Origin of the sequence: Pseudomonas sp. R76, from assembly GCF_009834565.1 — a bacterium.
Lineage (GTDB): Bacteria > Pseudomonadota > Gammaproteobacteria > Pseudomonadales > Pseudomonadaceae > Aquipseudomonas.
The window spans coordinates 5,719,732-5,740,898 of the sequence record NZ_CP019428.1 but is presented as its reverse complement, the minus strand read 5'-3'; the positions used below and the strand labels follow the sequence as shown (position 1 = coordinate 5,740,898).

Here is a 21,167-nt window from a genome sequence, read left to right as displayed (position 1 = left end):
AGTCGCCTTCAATGCTAAAGTCGCTCCCTCGATTTTGCTTTTCCCAAGGAAGCCGTTATGCCGGATGCGACGTCCCTCAGCGCTGGATTCATGGTGGTTCACGGCAACCGCCTGGATGAACTGCGCAGCCTGGTAGTCAGCTGGATGCGCCGCTATCCGCTCGCTCCCTTGGAAAACGAGATCGCACTGGTACAAAGCAACGGTATCGCCCAATGGCTCAAGCTGGCTTTGGCCGAAGACCCGGAAGAAGACGACATGGGTGGCTGCGGCATCGCGGCGGCAATTGATGTGCAACTCCCTGGCAGCTTCATGTGGCAGCTCTATCGCATGGTGCTGGGCCGTGACGAAATCCCGCCCAAGTCCCTGCTCGATAAAGCCCCACTGACCTGGCGTCTAATGCGCCTGCTCCCAGAGCTTATCGACCAACCACACTTCGAACCCCTGCAGCGCTTCCTCACCCACGACACCGACCTGCGCAAACGCTATCAGCTGGCTGAACGCCTTGCCGACTTGTTCGACCAATACCAGGTCTACCGCGCCGACTGGCTGGAAGACTGGGCTGCTGGCCGCCACCAACTGCGCAACGGCCGAGGCGAGTCCAAGCCACTAAACCCCGCGAACTGCTGGCAGGCCGAACTATGGCGCGCACTGCTATTGGATGTAGGTGAAGAGGGCATGGCCGAAAGCCGCGCGGGCGTTCACCAGCGGTTCATCGAGCGCATCAACACCCTTGAAAAAGCCCCCCAAGGCCTTCCATCACGAGTGATTGTTTTCGGCATTTCCTCTTTGCCTGCACAGGCGTTGGAAGCACTCGCCGGCCTGGCACGTTTCAGCCAAGTCCTGCTATGCGTGCACAACCCTTGCCGCCATCACTGGTCCGACATCGTCGCCGATAAAGACCTGCTGCGTAACGAGTACAAACGCCAAGCGCGTAAAGCGGGTATGCCGGTCACCATCGACCCACAAACCCTGCACCAGCATGCGCACCCGCTGCTCGCCGCCTGGGGCAAACAAGGCCGCGACTACATTAGCCTGCTGGACAGTTACGACGACCCCAACAGCTACCGGGCCGCATTCCGCGACGGTCGCATCGACCTGTTCAGCGAAAGCGAACCGACCACGCTGCTCAACCAACTCCAGGACGACATCCTCGAGCTTCGCCCACTCAACGAAACACGCGAGCTGTGGCCGGGCGTCGACCTCAATAACGACCGCTCCATCCGTTTTCACATCGCCCACAGCGCCCAGCGCGAAGTAGAAATTCTCCACGATCAATTGCTCCAACGCTTCAGCGCCGATCCCTCGTTGCGCCCGCGCGACATCATCGTCATGGTCCCTGACGTCGACAGCTACGCGCCGCACATCCGCGCCGTCTTTGGCCAGCTGGAAAAAGGTGATCCACGTTTCATCCCGTTCACCCTCACCGACCAGGGCCAACGCGGCCGTGACCCACTACTGATCGCCGTCGAACACCTGCTCAAACTCCCGGACAGCCGCTTCCCCGTCAGCGAAATCCTCGACCTGCTCGACGTTCCCGCCTTGCGCGAGCGCTTCGCCATCAAAGAACGCGACCTTCCTACACTGCACCGCTGGATCGAAGGCGCCGGCATCCGTTGGGGCCTCAACGCCGAACAGCGTGCAGGGCTTGGTCTGCCGAACGAGCTGGAACAAAACAGCTGGCGATTTGGCCTGCGCCGCATGCTGCTGGGTTACGCCGTCGGCACCGGTGTCGCCTGCGACGGTATCGAACCCTACGACGAGATCGGCGGTCTCGACGCGGCATTGATCGGCCCGCTGGTTTCCTTGCTTGATGCCTTAAACGATGCCCACCAGGCCCTGTCCCAACCGGCAGCACCCCAGGAGTGGGGCGAACGCCTGCAACGCCTGATGCAACTGTTCTTCCTGCCCAGCAGTGAACATGACGACTATCTCCTAGGCCAACTCGAACAACTCAGAGAGGACTGGCTGGAAACCTGTGAGTCCGTCGGCCTACAAGATGAGTTACCCCTCACCGTAGTCCGCGAAGCCTGGCTGGCTGGCCTGGACCAGGGGCGACTGTCCCAGCGCTTCCTCGCCGGAGCTGTCAATTTCTGCACCCTGATGCCCATGCGCGCCATCCCGTTCAAACTGGTTTGCCTGCTCGGCATGAACGACGGCGACTACCCGCGCGCGCAACCACCGCTGGACTTCGACCTGATGGGCAGCGACTACCGCCCCGGCGACCGTTCACGCCGCGAAGACGACCGCTACCTGCTGCTCGAAGCCCTGCTGTCCGCCCGCGACCAGCTCTACATCAGTTGGGTCGGCCGCAGCATCCGCGACAACAGCGACCGCCCAGCCTCTGTGCTGATAGGCCAACTGCGCGACCATATCGCCAGCGGCTGGCATAACGCAGACACACATGAACTGCTGGAAGCGATGACCCAGGAACACCCGCTCCAGCCCTTCGGCGCGCGCTATTTCCATGAGGGCGACCCGCTGTTCAGCTACGCCCGCGAATGGCAGCTGCTCCACGAACCACGCGATACCGAAGTACAAGAGGTCGAACTGACGGAGCACCACCAGGAAGAACCCCTGAGTCTTGGCCAGTTGCAGGACTTCCTGCGCAACCCGGTCAGACACTTCTTCAGTCAACGTCTGAAAGTGTTCTTCGAGGCCGCCGAAGTCCCGCTGGCCGATGAAGAGCCCTTCGTCCTCGACGCGCTGCAACGCTACAGCCTCAGCGACAGCCTGCTGAACGCCGCATTGACACAGCCCGACCAAGTGGATCAGACCCTCAACGCCCAAGCCCTGCGCCTGCAAGGCAGTGGCTTGCTGCCCATGGTCGGTTTCGGCGAGTGCCTGCGTAACGAACTGATCGAGCCATTACCGGATCTGTTGCAGCGCTACCACCAATTACTGGCGCTCTGGCCCACGCCACACACAGCCGCCGAACCGATCAGTTTTGAGCATCAAGGCATTCAGCTGGAAGGCTGGATCAGTGGCCTGCATCGGCGCAGTGATGGCGGGTTGCTCAGCGTGACCACCATCCCCAACAGCATCGGCTCGATCAAGACCCGCAAGTGGCACCGCCTGATTCGCCCTTGGGTCAATCACGTGGTGGCCTGCGCCTGCGGCCTGCCACTGAGCACCGGGTTGGTCGCCAGTGACGACACCTTGCTCCTGGCTCCCCTGGAAAAATCCGCGGCCCAGGAAATCCTCGGCAACCTGCTGCTGGCCTGGCACACCGGCATGCGAAAACCACTCCCGGTGGCGGTCAAAACCGCCTTCGCCTGGCTCGGCCAAACCGACCCCGCCAAGGCCCAGGCCGCCGCCAGCAAAGCCTATGAAGGCGACGGCCTGACCACCGATGGCGAACGTCGCGAAACCCCGGCGCTCACTCGGCAATTTCCCGACTACGCCACGCTCATCGCCAGCGAAGAATTCGAAGGCTGGGCCGAAACCCTGTACCGCCCATTGCTCAACGCGCCGTGGCGATCGCTCAGCAGTGAGGAGGCCAGCGCATGATCAGTAAACCTTTAGCCCTGGCCTTCCCGCTCAAAGGCAGCCAACTGATCGAAGCCAGCGCCGGTACGGGTAAAACCTTCACCATTTCCGCCCTGTACCTGCGCCTGGTGCTCGGCCACGGCGGTGATGAATCCGGCTTCGCGCGCGAATTGCTGCCGCCGCAAATCCTGGTGGTGACCTTCACCGACGCCGCCACTAAAGAGCTGCGCGAACGCATCCGCATCCGTCTGGCCGAAGCCGCGCGCTTTTTCCGCGATGAAATCGAACAACCGGATGCCCTGATCGCCCACCTGCGCGACGAATACCTCCCCGAGCAGTGGCCCGCCTGCGCCAATCGCCTGGATATCGCCGCCCAATGGATGGACGAAGCTGCCGTTTCGACCATCCACAGTTGGTGCCAGCGCATGCTGCGCGAACACGCATTCGACAGCGGCAGCCTGTTCACCCAAACCCTGGAAACCGATCACAGCGACCTGCTCGGCGAAGTGCTGCGCGACTACTGGCGGCTGTTTTGCTACCCGATGCACGATGATGCGCTCAACTGGGTGCGCAAAAACTGGAGCGGCCCCGCCGCGCTGATGCCGCGTGTGCGTGCGTTGTTCGGCAGCGAACGGCCGACCGGCGAAACGCGCGAGCCGGCCGAGCTGATCAATGCCTGCCTGCAAGAGCGCCGCGAAGCCTTGGTCACCCTCAAGGCGCCCTGGCAACAATGGGCCGCCGAACTGCGCGATATCTGCCTGCAAGCCGTGGCTGCCAAAGCCGTCGACGGCCGCAAGATGCAAGCGCGGTACTTCGAACCCTGGTTCGAAAAGATCAGCGCCTGGGCCGCTGACGAAACCCTCGAACAACTCGACATCGGCACCGGCTTCACGCGCCTGACGCCCGACGGCATGGCCGAAGCCTGGAAGGGCGAGCCGCCGCGCCACCCTGGCATCGACGCCATGGCCAGCCTCAAAGCCTGCCTCGACGCCTTGCCCACTCCCGACGCCGCCGTGTTGCAACACGCCGCCGGTTGGGTGGGTAAACGCTTCGAAGAAGAAAAACGTCGTCGCGCCGAAATGGGCTTCGACGACATGCTGATCCGCCTCAATGCCGCCCTCCAAGCCGAAGGCGGCGAGCGCCTTGCCAGTGTGATTCGCGAGCAGTTCCCGGTGGCGTTGATCGACGAATTCCAGGACACCGACCCGGTGCAATACAGCATCTTCGACAGCATCTACCGCATCGAAGAAAACCACCTCGACAGCGGCCTGTTCCTGATCGGCGACCCCAAGCAGGCGATCTACGCCTTTCGCGGCGCCGACATCTACACCTACCTGCGCGCCCGTCAGTCCACCACCGGCCGCCACCACACCTTGGGCACCAACTTCCGCTCCAGCCACGCGATGGTCGAGGCGGTCAACCACGTGTTCCAACGCGCAGAAACCGGCCGTGGCGCCTTCCTGTTCCGCGAGCCGAATGGCGACAACCCGGTGCCGTTCCACTCGGTGCTGTCTCAAGGTCGCAAAGAGCAATTGCAGGTCGACGGTCAAACACTGCCGGCAATGAACCTCTGGCACTTACCCACCGACCAGCCGATTTCCAATGCGGTGTATCGCCAGCAACTCGCCGCCGCCTGCGCCACGCAAATCGTCGAGTTGCTCAATGGCGGACAGCAAGGTACGGCCGGCTTCGTAAAAGATCACAACTTAAAAGGTGTGCTGCCCTCAGACATCGCCATCCTGGTGCGCGACGGCAAGGAAGCCCAAGCCGTGCGCGCCGAGTTGGCCGCCCGTGGTGTGCGCAGCGTGTACCTGTCGGACAAAGACTCGGTCTTCGCCGCCCAGGAAGCCCACGACCTGTTGGCCTGGCTCAAGGCCTGCGCCGAGCCGGACGTCGAGCGCCCACTGCGCGCCGCCCTGGCCTGCGTCACCTTGAACCTGTCGTTGGCGGAACTGGAGCGTCTGAATCAGGACGAACTGGCGTGGGAAACCCGCGTGATGCAGTTCCGTGGCTACCGCGCGATCTGGCGTACCCAAGGCGTGCTGCCAATGCTGCGGCGCTTGCTGCATGACTTCAAACTGCCGCAAACCCTGATCGCGCGCAGCGATGGCGAACGTGTGCTGACCAACCTGCTGCACCTCAGCGAATTGTTGCAACAGGCCGCGTCGGAGCTGGACGGCGAGCAAGCGCTGATTCGTCATCTGGCTGAACACCTCGCGCTGTCGGGGCAGGCCGGTGAAGAACAGATCCTGCGTCTGGAAAGCGATGAGCAATTGGTCAAAGTCGTGACCATCCACAAATCCAAAGGCCTCGAATACGACCTGGTCTTCCTGCCTTTCATCTGCTCAGCCAAACCGGTGGACGGCAGCCGTTTGCCGCTGCATTACCACGACGAACAGGGCAAATCCCAAGTCAGCCTGCGGCCCACCGCCGAGTTGATTGCCCAAGCTGACGATGAACGCCTGGCCGAAGACCTGCGCTTGTTCTACGTCGCCCTCACGCGCGCCAAACACGCCTGCTGGCTCGGCGTTGCCGACCTCAAGCGCGGCAACAACAGCAGCTCCGTGTTGCACCTGTCAGCCCTGGGCTATTTGCTTGGCGCGGGTGCATCGCTGGGCGAATCTGCCGGCCTGGCGCGCTGGCTGCTGGATTTGCAAGAAGGCTGCGCCGCCATCCATTACGGCCAGGTGCCCGACGCGCAAGATATCCAGTTCCACCCGCCCCGCAACGAAGCCACCTTGCTCGCGCCGTTGCTGCCCAAGCGCAAGGCCGCCGAAAACTGGTGGATCGCCTCCTACAGCGCATTGCGCATCGGCGAGAGCATGAGCGCCGCAAGTCTTGAAGCGCCGGAAAGCCCGCAGGCCCAGAAGCTGTTCGACGACGAACGTCTCGACCCTGACGCACCGCGCGAAGTGGCGGCGTCCGGCGGTGACATTCACCGTTTCCCACGTGGCCCTAACCCCGGCACCTTCCTCCATGGCCTGCTGGAATGGGCGGGCGAGGAGGGCTTCAACGTCAGCCCCGAGGCCATCGAAAAAGCCGTGGGCGCGCGCTGTAACCGGCGCAACTGGGAAGGCTGGATCGTTACCCTGAGCGGTTGGCTCGGCCACCTGCTGCAAACGCCGCTGCCAGTGGATAACGATCAGGTCACCCTGAGCAGCCTGCAGCAGTACCAGATCGAAATGGAGTTCTGGTTCGCCAGCCACAAAGTCGACGTGCTCGCCCTCGACAAGCTGGTGTGCCAGTACACCCACAACGGTGTGTCCCGTGTCGCCGCCGAACCGGTGTTGCTCAATGGCATGTTCAAAGGCTTTATCGACCTGACCTTCGAACACGACGGCCGCTACTACGTGGCCGACTACAAATCCAATTGGCTCGGACCCGACGATTCGGCCTACACCTCGGATGCCATGGAACAGTCGATCCTCGAGCATCGGTACGACCTGCAATACGTACTTTACCTGCTGGCCCTGCACCGCCAGTTGAAGGCACGCCTGCCGGATTACGACTACGACCGCCACGTCGGCGGCGCGCTCTACGTTTTCCTGCGCGGCACTCAATCGGTGAGCAAAGGCGCGTATTTCACCCGGCCACCACGGGAGCTGATCGAAGGCTTGGACCTGTTGTTCCAGGGCAAACCCATACCGCCCAAGGTTGAGCCCGCCTGGGAACAAGGAGTGCTGCTATGAGCCTGTCGCCGTTACCGCTTGAGGCGTTAGAGCCGCTCAGCCGCGCCGCCGACCTGGTGCAACTGCTCGAACGCTGGGTTGACCGTGGCTGGCTGCGCGCGTTGGACAAGGCCTTTGTCGGCTTCCTCCACGAGCTCGACCCGCAGGCCGACCCGCTGGTGTTGCTCGCCGCGGCGTTAACCAGCCACCAACTGGGCCATGGCCACGTCTGCCTCGACCTGTTCGAAACCCTCAAGGCGCCGGATTTCGCCCTGTCATTGCCACCCGAAGGCGACCTGCAAACCGGCGCGATGCTGCTGCCGTCGCAATTGCTCGACGGCCTCGACGGCACCCATTGGTGCCATGCGCTGGCCGCCAGTGACTTGGTCGCGCTGGCCGTCGATGGCAGCGACGCCGCCCAAAGCCGCCCATTGGTTCTGTCCGGCAAACGCCTGTACTTGCGCCGCTACTGGACCTATGAACGACGCATCGACACTGCTCTGCGCTTACGTCTGGCGACTCAGGAGACTGTCGGCGCCGACCTGCCGCAACGTCTGAATAGTCTGTTCACCCAACCACCGCCCGACGGCGTGATCGACTGGCAAAAACTCGCCTGCGCCCTGGCCACGCGCGGTGCCTTCAGCATCGTCACCGGCGGCCCCGGCACCGGCAAGACCACCACCGTCGTGCGCCTGCTCGCGCTGTTGCAGGCGCCCGCCGTGGAGGCCGGCAGCCCGTTGCGTATCCGCCTGGCGGCGCCCACCGGTAAAGCCGCCGCACGCCTTACCGAATCCATTAGCCAGCAAGTGCAGTCGTTGACCGTGCCCGACAACGTGCGGGAAAAAATCCCCACAGAGGTCACCACCGTTCACCGCTTGCTGGGCAGCCGCCCGGGCACGCGGCACTTCCGCCATCACATCGGCAACCCATTGCCCCTGGATGTGCTGGTGGTGGACGAAGCCTCGATGATCGACCTGGAAATGATGGCCAACCTGCTGGACGCCTTGCCGCCCCACGCACGCTTGGTGTTGCTGGGCGACAAGGATCAACTTGCCTCGGTGGAAGCCGGCGCCGTCCTCGGCGACTTGTGCCGCGACGCCGAAGCCGGCTGGTACAGCCCCGCCACGCGCCAATGGCTGCAAGCGGTCAGCGGTGAAGACCTCAGCGCCAGCGGCCTGCAAGAAGACCTCGACGGCAGCCATCCCCTGGCCCAGCAAGTGGTGATGCTGCGCTACTCGCGACGGTTTGGCGAAGGCAGCGGCATCGGCCAATTGGCGCGCTGGGTCAACCAGCAAAACGCCGAAGAGGCGCGCAAACTGCTCGCCGCGCGCAGCCACGATGACCTGTTCTGCCTCAGCCTCAAGGGCGAGCACGACCACGCCTTCGAGCGCCTGGTGCTGGACGGGCAGGGCGACGAAGCCCAGGGTTATCGCTACTACCTCAACCTGCTGCAAAGTGCGCGCCCAGCCCTCGATACACCCCGTGAAGACCTGGCCTGGACCCACTGGGCGCAACAACTGCTGCAGGCGTTCGATGCCTTCCAACTGCTCTGCGCGGTGCGCAAAGGCCCCTGGGGCGTGGAAGGCCTGAACCTGCGCATCACCGCCGCCTTGCGCAAAGTGCGGCTGATCGAAGGCGATGACCAATGGTACGAAGGCCGCCCGGTGCTGATGACCCGCAACGATTACGGCATCGGTTTGATGAACGGTGACATCGGCATCGCCCTCAAACTGCCCGAAACAGACGGCGGCCCCCACGTGCTGCGCGTAGCTTTCCCACGCAACGATGGCCAAGGCGGCGTGCGTTTTGTATTGCCTAGCCGTCTGAACGATGTGGAAACCGTGTACGCCATGACCGTGCACAAATCCCAGGGCTCGGAATTTACCCACACCGCGCTGATCCTGCCGGATGCACTTAACCCGGTGCTGACCAAAGAACTGATCTACACCGGCATCACCCGCGCCAAGCGTTGGTTCAGCCTGATTGAGCCGCGTGGCGGCGTGTTCGAAGAAGCCGTGCGACGCAAGGTCAAGCGCTTGAGCGGGTTGATGCTGGAGCTGGACGCCCAGGATGAAAAAACTGACTGATAGGTCATGAAATATTTCTGATTCAGTCGTCTGAATTTTCTGAAAAAATAGCGGACTCCGCGAAGCACCGGCTTCGTGGGGCTTTCCGCCGCTGTGCTATCGTTGCGGCATCACCTCGAAAATACCTGAAGAGAATCGCTGCATGAACGTGGCTGTCTCGCCCACAGAGCGCAGTTTGAGCTGGAGACACATGTTACTGGTGGCGCTCGTGTGCCTGCTCGCCCCACGAGCATTTGCCCAGGCGCCCAGCCCGGCTGACCAACGCGCCCAAGCGGTCACCCAAGTCGTACTCGGCATCCTCAGTTACGCACGTTGGCCGGTGGAGCCTGCGCAACTGCGTTTGTGCATCGTCGGGCCGACCCAATACACCGACGACCTGGTCAAAGGCACCACCCAGGCGACCGGCCGTCCGGTAGTGGTGCAGCGCCTGTTGGCCGACCATCCCGACATTGTCAGTGCCTGCGACGCCGTGTACATCGGCAAACTCAGCGCAGACGAACGCGCCCGGCTGTTTACTTCGCTGATCGGCCACCCGGTGTTGAGCATCAGCGAAGGTGGCGACCAATGCACCGTGGGCAGCCTGTTTTGCCTGCGCGTGGGCGATGAGCAAGTGTCGTTCGAGGTCAACCTGGACTCGGTTGCCCGCAGTGGCGTGCGTATTCACCCCAGCGTGTTGCAGCTGTCCCGCCGTCGAGCGCCCGCGTCATGAAAGCCGTGAAAGCGCGGCCGACTCTGCGTTCGGTCATCGGCCGTGGGCATTTGATTTTGGCGTTGGTCGCCGTGACCCTGGCCAGCGTGTCGCTGACCCTGCTCGGTGTGCTGGCGCTGCGCGTGTATGCCGAGCACAACCTGCACCTGATCGCGCGCTCCATCAACTACACCGTGGAAGCGGCGGTGGTGTTTAACGACAGCGCGGCCGCTACCGAAGCCCTCAGCCTGATCGCCTCCACCGAAGAGGTGGCCCAGGCCGAAGTGTTCGACGCCAATGGCAAGTTGCTGGCGCAATGGGTGCGGCCAGAAACCGGGATGCTCTCCAAGGTCGAACTGGCGCTGGCGCATGCCTTGCTCGAACAGCCCATCAGCCAGCCGATCGTGCATCAAGGGCAGACTGTGGGCAGCATTCATGTGGTCGGCCATGGCGGTAGCCTGCTGCGTTTTCTGCTCAGCGGTCTGGCTGGCATCGTGATTTGTACCGCCCTCAGTGCCTGGGTGGCGTTGTATTTGGCGCGGCGTTTGTTGCTGGGCATCACCCGACCGCTGCAAAGCCTCGCCGCCGTGGCCCATGCCGCCCGCAGCGAGCGCGACTTTGACCGGCGCGTGCCTCCGGCGCAGATCGCCGAACTCGACAGCCTCGGCAGTGACTTCAATGCCCTGCTGGGTGAGATGGAGGCCTGGCAAAGCCACCTGCAAAGTGAAAACGAGACCCTCGCCCACCAAGCCAGCCACGACAGTTTGACCGGCCTGCCCAACCGCGCATTTTTCGAAGGCCGGCTGATCCGTGCCTTGCGCAGTGCCGCCAAGGTCAACGAGCGCGTGGCCGTGCTGTTCCTCGACAGCGACCGCTTCAAAGACATCAACGACAACTTCGGCCACGCCGCCGGGGATGCCGTGCTGGTCGCCGTCGCCGAGCGCGTGCGCGCGCAATTGCGTGAAGATGACCTGGTGGCGCGCCTGGGCGGTGATGAGTTCGCAGTGCTGCTGGCGCCGTTGCACAAACTCGACGACGCCCAGCGCATCGCCGACAAGATTATCGCCAGCATGGACAAGCCGATCCCACTGCCCGGCAACACCCAGGTGTTGACCTCCCTCAGTATCGGCATTGCCGTTTATCCCGATCATGGCGCCACCCCCGGCACCTTGCTCAATGCCGCCGACGCGGCGATGTACCAGGCCAAACGTTTGTCCCAGGGCGGCCAGCAAACGGCGGAATCGGAGCCCACCGCCGCAAATGTTAACCACAGGAGTTGATCCCTTGTTCTCGACCGCGCGCTGTATGTTTATCACTCTATTGGTGGCCCTTTTGGCCCTCGGCGGCTGCCAGACGGCCCCACCCAAAGGCCTGACCCCGGCCCAAGTCGCGGTCCTCAAGCAGCAAGGCTTCGAACTGACCGACGAAGGCTGGGCCTTCGGCCTGTCAGGCAAAGTGCTGTTCGGCAGCGACGTTGAAAGCCTCAACAAAGCCAGCACCGACATCGTCGAACGCATCGGCAAAGCCCTGGTCGGCGCCGGCATCGACCGCGTGCGCGTCGACGGCCACACCGACGCCTCGGGCAAAGAGAGCTACAACCAGCAACTGTCCCTGCGTCGCGCCAAAAGCGTAGGCAACGTGTTGACCAGTGTGGGCATGAAAGAAGAAAACATCCAACTGCGCGGCCTGGGCAGCAGCGAGCCGGTGGCGCCGAACACCACCGTGGCGGGGCGCACCGAGAATCGGCGCGTGTCGATTGTGGTGATCGCGGACTAACGCCGAGAGCGGACGCAGAGCGTCCAGGGCGGCATTCCCAATTGTGGGAGCTGGCTTGCCTGCGATAGCGGTATATCAGCAGCAGATGTGCTGACTGAACCAACACCATCGCAGGCAAGCCAGCTCCCACACTTATTTGCGCCTGACCAAATTTCGCACCCGCCACAGTTCAAAAAATGTGGGAGCGGGCTTGCTCGCGAATGCGGTGTATCAGCAACGGCTAAGCTGACTGACCCACCGCCGTCGCAGGCAAGCCAGCTCCCACACTTATTTGCGTTGACCAAAATTTCGCACCCACCATAATTCAAATGTGGGAGCCGGGCTTGCCCGCGATAGCGGTCGTTCAGCCAATAATTTATTGACTGACCTACCGCATTCGCGAGCAAGCCCGCTCCCACATGGAGACAGTGTTTCGCTTAGCTGCTCGGCGTCATCGCTTGCGTCAAGTCATCCACCACGGCCTTACCCATCTCACACAGGTAATGCGCGGCCCATGCGTATTGCTCGCCGCGAACGTCCATGGCGGCTTCCATGGCGAGTTTTTTGGAGTAGAACAGCAGGGTGGAGGCGTGTTCCAGGGCTTGCTCGATGGGCATGCCGGAATTGACGCGGAACAGGGGTTTTTGGTTTTCGCCGTAGTCGCCGAAGGTGACGATGCCGAGGGTGGTGATGGAGGACAGCGGTGGATCGGGGACGATTTTTGACATGATGTTTCCCAAATTTGCAGTAGGGGTCACCACGGCATGTCGCTAAACATGAAGAGGTGGCAGCTGTACACGGGTTAGCGAACCGGTAAATTTGGGAACCCGGCAGACCCGAAGGTCTCCCGCGTACAGCCGCCATAAAACGGTAAAGACAGGTAAAACGCCTGGCAATACTTTGGCATCACATCCCCAACTAATCCGAGTCGCTAAACCCGATCGCTGATATGCAGCGACCCAGGGAGGCTAGTGACCCAAACGGTAAGGCGCAATGGGGTAGAGAGTCTCTAGGAAACGTCCTGCAAATTAAAGCGAATCGTCGTTGATGGCCCTTCAATCCGCGAACCTCATCTCCCGCGTCTCCCCCATCAACAACCCCTGATTCTGCTCCGTCACTTCCCGGATGTAATCCCACAACAACGTAATCCGCTTCAACTTCCGCAGATCCTCCCGGCAATACATCCAGAACTGCCGCGTGATCGAAATCTGCTCCCCCAGCACCGGCAACAACCGCGAATCCTGCGCCGCCAGAAAACACGGCAATATCGCCATCGACCGACCCTGCTGAGCCGCGACGTACTGCGCAATCACGCTGGTACTGCGCAAACTCGCGCTGGCGCCGGGCACTACATTCGCCAGGTACAACAGCTCGGAACTGAACGCCAGGTCATCCACGTAACTGATAAACGGATGCTCCGCCAAATCCGCCGGCCGCTGGATCGGCGGGTGTTGGTCGAGGTAGTCCTGGGTCGCGAACAGCTGCAGCTTGTAGTCGCACAGTTTGCAGCACACATACGGCCCGTGTTCCGGGCGTTCCAGGGCGATGACGATGTCGGCTTCGCGCTTGGACAGGCTGATGAAGTGGGGCAGGGGCAGGATATCCACCGAGATCGCCGGGTAGGTGTCGACAAAATGGCTGAGCTGCGGCGTGACGAAAAAACTGCCAAAGCCTTCGGTACAGCCCATGCGCACATGGCCCGACAAGGCCACGCCAGAGCCGGACACCTGTTCGCAAGCCATATGCAGCGTGCTTTCGATGGACTCCGCATAGCCCAGCAAACGCTGGCCTTCGGTGGTGAGAACAAAACCACTGGTCCGGGATTTTTCGAACAGCAGCGTGCCGAGTGACACTTCCAATGAGCTGATGCGCCGCGACACGGTGGTGTAGTCCACTGCCAGGCGCTTGGCGGCCACACTGGCCTTGCGGGTGCGGGCCACTTCGAGGAAAAACTTCAGGTCATCCCAGTTCAGGGAGCCCAATGACGTGATGTTTTTTTGCATATTGGACCGGCTTTTATGTGCGTTCTTATTAGAGATTTGCACATCTATACTCCAAAAACAGTCCGAACGCCTCATTTCCAAGGCGATTCACGCGCCTTGTCTCTGCATAACTACAAGATTGGAGACCACATGAACGCTTCTGCCGATATTTCCGTGCAACAGGTCAAGTTGCTGATCAATGGTGAATGGGTCGAGTCCAAGACCACCCATTGGCAAGACATCGTTAACCCGGCTACCCAGCAAGTGCTGGCCAAAGTCCCGTTCGCCACCGCCGATGAGGTCAACGCCGCCATCGACGCTGCCCACCAAGCCTTCCAGACCTGGAAGCTGACGCCGATCGGCGCGCGCATGCGCATCATGCTCAAGCTGCAAGCCCTGATCCGCGAACATTCCAAGCGCATCGCCGTGGTCCTGAGCGCTGAGCAGGGCAAGACCATTGCCGATGCCGAAGGCGATATTTTCCGTGGCCTGGAAGTGGTCGAGCACGCATGCTCCATCGGCACCTTGCAGATGGGCGAATTTGCTGAAAACGTCGCCGGTGGCGTCGACACCTATACGCTGCGCCAACCCATCGGCGTATGCGCCGGTATTACCCCGTTCAACTTCCCGGCAATGATTCCGCTGTGGATGTTCCCGATGGCGATTGCCTGCGGTAACACCTTCGTGCTCAAGCCGTCCGAGCAGGATCCGCTGTCGACGATGTTGCTGGTGGAGCTGGCGCTGGAAGCCGGTGTACCGGCGGGCGTGCTCAACGTGGTGCACGGCGGCAAGGATGTGGTGGATGCGCTGTGCACCCATAAAGATATCAAGGCGGTGTCGTTCGTCGGCTCGACCGCCGTCGGCACTCACGTGTACGACCTGGCCGGTAAGCACGGCAAGCGCGTGCAGTCGATGATGGGCGCCAAGAACCACGCCGTGGTGCTGCCGGACGCCAACCGCGAACACACGCTGAATGCCTTGGTCGGTGCCGGTTTCGGCGCAGCGGGCCAGCGTTGCATGGCCACCTCGGTGGTGGTGCTGGTGGGCGCGGCCAAACAATGGCTGCCGGACCTCAAGGCGCTGGCGCAAAAACTCAAAGTGAATGCCGGCAGCGAAGCCGGCACGGACGTCGGCCCGGTGATTTCCAAGCGCGCCAAAGCACGCATTCTGGAGCTGATCGAAAGCGGCGTAAAAGAAGGCGCCAAGCTGGAGCTGGACGGCCGCGACATCAAGGTGCCGGGCTTCGAGCAAGGCAACTTCGTCGGCCCGACCCTGTTCTCGGGCGTGACCACTGATATGCAAATCTACACCCAGGAAATCTTCGGCCCGGTGCTGGTGGTGCTGGAAGTCGCGACCCTCGATGAGGCCATCGCGTTGGTCAACGCCAACCCATTCGGCAACGGCACTGGCCTGTTCACCCAAAGCGGTGCGGCGGCGCGTAAGTTCCAGAGCGAAATCGATGTAGGCCAGGTCGGCATCAACATCCCGATCCCGGTGCCAGTGCCGTTCTTCAGCTTCACCGGCTCGCGGGGTTCCAAGCTCGGCGACCTGGGCCCGTACGGCAAGCAAGTGGTGCAGTTCTACACCCAGACCAAAACCGTTACGAGCCGCTGGTTCGACGACGACACGGTCAACGATGGCGTCAACACCACCATCAACCTGCGCTGATTCCGGGAGACGACCATGAAGATTGCATTTATCGGCTTGGGCAACATGGGCGCGCCCATGGCCCGCAACCTGCTTTTGGCTGGCAATAAGCTGAATGTGTTCGACGTTAATCCAGGCGTGTTCAAGGAATTCGCAGAACTGGGCGCCACCGTCACAGGCTCACCGCGTGAAGCTGCAGAAGGTGCGGAGCTGGTGATTACCATGCTGCCTGCCGCCGCCCATGTGCGCAGCGTTTGGTTGAATGAAGACGGCGTGCTGGCCGGCATCGGCAAAGGCGTACCGGCGGTGGATTGCAGCACCATCGACCCGCAAACCATCCGCGAGGTTGCCGCTGCGGCGGCCAAGCAAGGTGTGGTGATAGCTGATGCTCCAGTCTCCGGCGGCACCGGCGGTGCTAGCGCAGGGACGCTGACCTTCATGGTCGGCGCCACCCCGGAGCTGTTCGCCACCCTGCAACCGGTGCTGGCGCAGATGGGTCGTAACATCGTGCATTGCGGCGACGTCGGCACCGGCCAGATCGCCAAAATCTGCAACAACCTGTTGCTCGGCATCAGCATGGTCGGCGTCAGCGAGGCGATGGCCCTGGGCGATGCGCTGGGCATCGACACCCAAGTGCTGGCCGGCATCATCAACAGCTCGACCGGGCGCTGCTGGAGTTCCGACACCTACAACCCTTGGCCGGGCGTGATCGAAACCGCGCCGTCGTCGCGGGGTTACACCGGTGGTTTTGGCGCCGACCTGATGCTCAAAGACCTCGGCCTGGCCACCGAAGCCGCGCGCCAAGCCAAGCAACCGGTGATTCTGGGCGCCGTGGCCCAGCAGTTGTATCAATCGATGAGCCAGCGCGGGGAAGGCGGCAAAGACTTCTCGGCGATCATCAACAGCTATCGCAAGCCCGAATAGGGCGTTTTCCGAGAGCCTGCCGTTGGCGGGCTCTCGGGTTTTTGCGCCTCACGCAAACACAAAATACTTACGCACAGTCTCAACCACTTCCCACGTCCCCTTCATCCCTGGCTCCACCACAAAGATATCCCCAGCCCGCAGGTGAATCGGCGCCATCCCTTCGGGCGTGATCACGCAGTAGCCTTCCTGGAAATGGCAGTATTCCCACTTCACGTATTCCACGTACCACTTGCCCGGCGTGCAGATCCAGGTGCCCATGATCTTGCTGCCGTCTTCGCTGGTGTAGGCGTTGAGGTTGACGGTGTGCGGGTCGCCTTCGAGTTTTTCCCATTTGCAGGCATCCAGGACCGGCAGTGGGTGGGTGTCGCGCAGTACGGTGATGGGCTTGGACATGATGGCTCCGAGGCAGGGAATGGAAAGAGCAACCCTAAGGCCTGGGGCGTTGTGTCAGTGGTCTGAACTCGACATCGGGATGCCCAGAAGCGCAGGCGAATGCGATTCCTCTGGCACTCTGCAGTCCATGTGGGAGCGGGCTTGCTCGCGAATGCAGAGTACCAGTCGCTAAATACTTAGACTGACCCGCCGCCTTCGCGAGCAAGCCCGCTCCCACATTGGATCTCCAGTGTTTGAGCCACTTTCATCAGATGAAACTTCCTGGCGTGAACCCGACCTTTCCTCGCAGTAACTGCGAAAGAATTCCCGCTTGGCGCTGGAATAAGCAAGAAAATGCACGGCTGGCCCTCGTATCATTCACCCCAGTAACGACCGAGAGCCTCGAAATGATCCCAATAAAAACGTGGTGGGATATCAGCCCGCCCTTGAGCACGGCCACCCCGACCTGGCCGGGCGATACGCCATTCCAGGAAGAGCGCGTGTGGCAGTTCGGCCCGGAGTGCCCGGTGAATGTAGGGCGCGTGACCTTTTCGCCGCACACCGGCGCCCATGTGGACGCGCCGTTGCATTACAGCGCGGATGGCGCGCCGATTGGCGAGGTGTCGCTGGACGTGTACATGGGCCCGTGCCGTGTACTGCATTGCCTGGGCAGTGGTCCGCTGGTGCAGCCGCATCAGTTGGACGGGCGTGTGGATAACTTGCCCGAGCGCGTGCTGCTGCGCACTTATCCACAAGCGCCGCTGACCGAGTGGGATTCGAATTTCACCGCCATCGCCCCGCAAACCATCGAGCTGCTCGCCAGCCTGGGCGTGCGCCTGATTGGTATCGACACGCCGTCGCTGGACCCGCAACAGTCCAAGACCATGGATTCCCACAACGCCGTGGCCCGCCATGGCATGGCGATTCTCGAAGGCATCGTGCTCGATGACGTGCCGGAGGGCGACTATGAATTGATCGCGCTGCCGCTGCGTTTTGCCAATCTGGACGCGAGCCCGGTCCGCGCCATTCTCCGCCCGCTCAAGGAGCCCACGCGATGAGCCAATGTCCTTTCTCTGCTGACTATCAACCGCCGGAAGAATGGCATAACGCCGAGCTGAATTTTTCCGAGTCGATGAGCTACGGCGACTACCTGGACCTGGGCAAAGTCCTCAGCGCTCAGCACCCGCTGTCGCCGGACCACAACGAAATGCTCTTTATCATCCAGCACCAGACCTCCGAGCTGTGGATGAAACTGATGCTCCACGAACTGAAGGCCGCCCGCGAACACGTGCGCCTGGGCGAGCTGCCGCCGGCGTTCAAGATGCTGGCGCGGGTATCGCGGATCTTCGATCAACTGGTGCACGCCTGGGCGGTGCTGGCGACGATGACGCCGTCGGAGTACAAGGCGATTCGCCCGTTCCTGGGGCAGTCTTCGGGGTTCCAGTCGTTCCAGTACCGCGAGATCGAATTTATCCTCGGCAACAAAAGCGCGGCGCTGCTGCGTCCTCACGCGCATCGGCCGGAGTTGTTGAACGAGTTGAGAGTGGCGATTGCCACGCCGTCGCTGTATGACGAGGCGGTCAACCTGATGGCCAAGGCGGGCCTGGCGATTGACCCTGAACGTGCCGAGCGCGACCCGACGGCGGCCACGGTTCACGATGAATCGGTGGAAGCGGCGTGGCGTGAGGTGTATCGCGACCCGAGTCGGTATTGGGATTTGTATCAGTTGGCCGAGAAATTTATCGACCTAGAGGATTCGTTCCGCCAGTGGCGCTTCCGGCATGTGACGACGGTGGAGCGCATTATCGGCTTTCAGCCGGGCACGGGCGGCACTGAAGGCGTGGGGTATTTGCGCAAGATGCTCGACACGGTGCTGTTTCCCGAGTTGTGGCGAGTGCGTTCCACGCTCTAAACAAAAAGCCCCGGAATCCCGGGGCTTTCTACATCTGGAATGCATTCAAAACTGTGGGAGCGGGCTTGCTCGCGAAAGCGGTGTGTCAGTCAATACATGTGCTGGCTGATCCACCGCCTTCGCGAGCAAGCCCGCTCCCACAGGGGTTACTGCGCTACGGCTACTTTCGCGTTTCTAACCCGCAACCGATACGCCACATAGATAATCCCCACCCAAACCGGCATCGCATACACCGACTCACGAATACCCTCGATCGCCAGCATCACGCTCACAATCATCACCATGAACGCCAGGCACAGGTAGTTGCTGAACGGGAACCAGAAGGTCTTGAACGATGGCGTCACGCCTTGCTCGCCCATGGCTTTGCGGAACTTGATATGGGTGATGCTGATCAGCGCCCAGTTGATCATCAGCGAGGCAACCACCAGCGCAAACAGCAACTCAAGGGCACTCTTCGGCGCGACGTAGTTGACCACCACGCAGAGCATCGTCACCAGTGCCGAAATCGCCAGGGCGCGCAGCGGCACGCCTTGTTTGTTCAGTTTCATCAGCGCTTTCGGCGCGTCGCCTTGCTCGGCCAGGCCGAACAGCATGCGGCTGTTGCAGTACACGCCGCTGTTGTACACCGACAGCGCCGCGGTCAGCACCACGAAGTTGAGGATGTGTGCAGCGGTGTCGTTACCGATCAGCGAGAAAATCTGCACAAACGGGCTGCCGCTGTAGGCATCGCCTGACGCGCCGAGGGTTTGCAGCAGTTGGTCCCACGGGTACAGCGACAGCAGTACGGTCAGGGCGCCGACGTAGAAAATCAGGATCCGGTAAACCACCTGGTTGATGGCTTTGGGGATCACTTTGCGCGGCTCGCTGGCCTCGGCGGCGGTGATGCCCACCAGCTCCAGGCCGCCGAACGAGAACATGATGAACGCCATCGACATCAACAGCCCCATGCCGCCATTCGGGAAGAACCCGCCGTGGCTCCACAGGTTGCTCACCGAGGCTTGCGGGCCGCCGGTGCCGCTGAACAGCAGGTAGCAGCCGAGCACGATCATGCCGACAATCGCCACCACTTTGATGATCGCGAACCAGAACTCGGCTTCACCGAAGAACTTCACGTTCAGCGTGTTGATCAGGTTCACCGCGACGAAGAACACCAGCGCGCTGACCCAGGTTGGAATCTCCGGCCACCAGAACTGGATGTATTTGCCCACGGCCGTCAGTTCGGCCATGCCCACCAGCACGTAAAGTACCCAGTAGTTCCAGCCCGCCAGGAAGCCTGCGTAGCCGCCCCAGTATTTATGTGCGAAGTGGCTGAAGGAGCCGGCCACCGGCTCTTCGACAATCATCTCGCCGAGCTGGCGCATGATCAGGAACGCAATAAAACCGGCAATCGCGTAACCCAGGATCATCGACGGCCCCGCCGACTTGAGCACCCCGGCCGAGCCGAGGAACAACCCCGTACCAATCGCCCCTCCCAAGGCGATCAGCTGAATATGCCGGTTCTTCAGGCCACGCTTGAGGCCAACCGGGTTAACCATGTCATCCGCCATTAACATTCCCTTCTACTTGTTTTTCTTGAGGGTGATTGCACGCCGCACCCGCCCCTCAGAACTGCTGAGGGGTCAGATATTACTCTGCGTAAACTTTTCGTAATACAGCTGAACGCCATCAAGTGCCTGATCCGACAGCCATTGTTGGATCGATTCGACCATTGGCGGCGGGCCGCACACGTACATATCCGCCGATCTGTCCCGCAATTCGGCCAGGTCGAAATGCTCGGTGAGGTAGCCGCGCTTGCCGGCCCACGCCGGTGAGGCGTCGCTCAGCACTTCGGTGTAGCGAAAATTCGGAATTTTTGCAGCGTAGGCGTGGATGCGCGCCGCTTCGCATAAGTCCTCGGCACCACGCACACCGTAATACAAGTGCACAGGTTGGTCGCAGCCGTTGGCCGCCAGTTCATCGAGCATGCCCAGCAACGCCGACAACCCAGTGCCACCGGCCACCAGCACCAGCGGCTGAGTGACATGGCGTAGATAAAACGCGCCCAATGGTGCCTCCATCAGCACTTCATCACCGACCTGGCAGCGCTCGCGCAGGTAGTTGCTCATGACGCCGTCGGGCAGCAGGCGCACCAGAAACTGCAGATGATTGCCGGGGCGATTGGCGAAGGAATACGAGCGCCAACTGTCGGTGCCGGGAACCGACAGGCGAGCGTATTGGCCGGGCAGAAAATCCAGTGGTGCCTCCAGCTGCACCTGCAAAATCGCCGTGCTGCTTGAAATTTGCTGCACTTCGCTCACCGTACCGCGCACCTGCACCGGCCCCGGCGCGTTGCACAGGCTCGAATCAAAGTCGAAGTAAAACGCCGCGTCGGACTTCACCCGCGTCTGGCAGCTGAGCATCTTGCGCTGTTGCAGATCGAGGCTGGAGAGGGCTTCTTCGTCGACATAATCCTGGGTGTAATCGCCGGACTCGCACCGGCCCTGGCAGGTGCCGCACACGCCTTCGCGGCAATCCAAAGGGATTTTTATGCCGTTGCGCAGGGCCGCGTCCAACAGGATTTCATTAGCGCCCACCGGGAAAAACAGGGTCTTGCCGTCGGCAAAACTGAAGGCCACTTTGTGATTCATATGATTGCTCGCCACAGGG

At 61.7% G+C, this 21,167-nt stretch carries 15 protein-coding genes; 10 read left to right on the top strand and 5 right to left on the bottom strand.

The genetic code is table 11. The features are described from left to right. Positions 1-57 precede the first annotated feature (57 nt). The 6 genes from recC (at position 58) to PspR76_RS25935 (ending at position 11,705) form a co-directional block, all read left to right on the top strand. Entirely contained in the window at positions 58-3,507 is a 3,450-nt protein-coding gene (gene recC / locus PspR76_RS25960) for an exodeoxyribonuclease V subunit gamma (protein WP_159959881.1), read from the top strand. Then, the gene (gene recB, locus PspR76_RS25955) at positions 3,504-7,175 is read left to right on the top strand and encodes an exodeoxyribonuclease V subunit beta (protein WP_159959879.1); all 3,672 of its coding nucleotides are present in this window, start codon (positions 3,504-3,506) and stop codon (positions 7,173-7,175) included. The genes recC and recB overlap by 4 nt, the downstream gene beginning before the upstream one ends. Then, positions 7,172-9,241: an exodeoxyribonuclease V subunit alpha gene (recD, locus tag PspR76_RS25950; RefSeq protein WP_159959877.1), complete on the top strand. Its 2,070-nt coding sequence runs from the start codon at positions 7,172-7,174 to the stop codon at positions 9,239-9,241. The genes recB and recD overlap by 4 nt, the downstream gene beginning before the upstream one ends. A 142-nt stretch (positions 9,242-9,383) precedes the next feature. Then, a complete protein-coding gene (locus PspR76_RS25945) occupies positions 9,384-9,950 on the top strand; it encodes a YfiR family protein (RefSeq protein WP_159959876.1) in 567 nt (188 codons plus the stop codon). Next, complete coding sequence (locus PspR76_RS25940; protein ID WP_159959874.1) at positions 9,947-11,209, top strand: diguanylate cyclase domain-containing protein; 1,263 nt, start codon at positions 9,947-9,949, stop codon at positions 11,207-11,209. Before PspR76_RS25945 ends, PspR76_RS25940 begins: the two co-directional genes overlap by 4 nt. Positions 11,210-11,213: 4 nt before the next feature. After that, complete coding sequence (locus PspR76_RS25935) at positions 11,214-11,705, top strand: OmpA family protein (RefSeq protein ID WP_159959872.1); 492 nt, start codon at positions 11,214-11,216, stop codon at positions 11,703-11,705. Between the two features lie 416 nt (positions 11,706-12,121). Here PspR76_RS25935 and PspR76_RS25930 read toward each other — a convergent pair whose 3' ends face one another. Together PspR76_RS25930 and PspR76_RS25925 are read right to left on the bottom strand one after the other, a co-directional pair. Then, entirely contained in the window at positions 12,122-12,412 is a 291-nt protein-coding gene (locus tag PspR76_RS25930; RefSeq protein WP_159959870.1) for a DUF3077 domain-containing protein, read from the bottom strand. A gap of 327 nt (positions 12,413-12,739) precedes the next feature. Next, on the bottom strand, positions 12,740-13,687 hold the full coding sequence (locus tag PspR76_RS25925) for a LysR family transcriptional regulator (RefSeq protein WP_159959868.1): 948 nt from the start codon (positions 13,685-13,687) through the stop codon (positions 12,740-12,742). Positions 13,688-13,816: 129 nt separating this feature from the next. Between PspR76_RS25925 and PspR76_RS25920 the strand changes: the two genes are divergently transcribed. Next, a complete protein-coding gene (locus PspR76_RS25920) occupies positions 13,817-15,334 on the top strand; it encodes a CoA-acylating methylmalonate-semialdehyde dehydrogenase (RefSeq protein WP_083356770.1) in 1,518 nt (505 codons plus the stop codon). Positions 15,335-15,349: 15 nt separating this feature from the next. Beyond that, on the top strand, positions 15,350-16,237 hold the full coding sequence (gene mmsB, locus PspR76_RS25915) for a 3-hydroxyisobutyrate dehydrogenase (protein ID WP_159959866.1): 888 nt from the start codon (positions 15,350-15,352) through the stop codon (positions 16,235-16,237). A gap of 48 nt (positions 16,238-16,285) precedes the next feature. Here mmsB and PspR76_RS25910 read toward each other — a convergent pair whose 3' ends face one another. Beyond that, complete coding sequence (locus PspR76_RS25910) at positions 16,286-16,630, bottom strand: cupin domain-containing protein (protein WP_003194115.1); 345 nt, start codon at positions 16,628-16,630, stop codon at positions 16,286-16,288. Positions 16,631-17,016: 386 nt separating this feature from the next. Here PspR76_RS25910 and kynB point away from each other — a divergent pair, with 386 nt between their 5' ends. Next, positions 17,017-17,667, top strand: a complete 651-nt coding sequence (gene kynB, locus PspR76_RS25905; RefSeq protein ID WP_159959864.1) for an arylformamidase — start codon at positions 17,017-17,019, stop codon at positions 17,665-17,667. Next, positions 17,664-18,521 carry a tryptophan 2,3-dioxygenase gene (gene kynA, locus PspR76_RS25900; protein WP_159959862.1) on the top strand — a complete coding sequence of 286 codons (858 nt, stop codon included), beginning with the start codon at positions 17,664-17,666 and terminating at the stop codon, positions 18,519-18,521. Before kynB ends, kynA begins: the two co-directional genes overlap by 4 nt. A gap of 146 nt (positions 18,522-18,667) precedes the next feature. Here the strand turns inward: kynA and PspR76_RS25895 are convergent, their stop codons facing one another. Continuing rightward, positions 18,668-20,068, bottom strand: a complete 1,401-nt coding sequence (locus PspR76_RS25895) for an amino acid permease (RefSeq protein ID WP_159959860.1) — start codon at positions 20,066-20,068, stop codon at positions 18,668-18,670. Positions 20,069-20,140: 72 nt separating this feature from the next. After that, complete coding sequence (gene antC, locus PspR76_RS25890; protein WP_159959858.1) at positions 20,141-21,148, bottom strand: anthranilate 1,2-dioxygenase electron transfer component AntC; 1,008 nt, start codon at positions 21,146-21,148, stop codon at positions 20,141-20,143. Between the last annotated feature and the right edge of the window lie 19 nt (positions 21,149-21,167).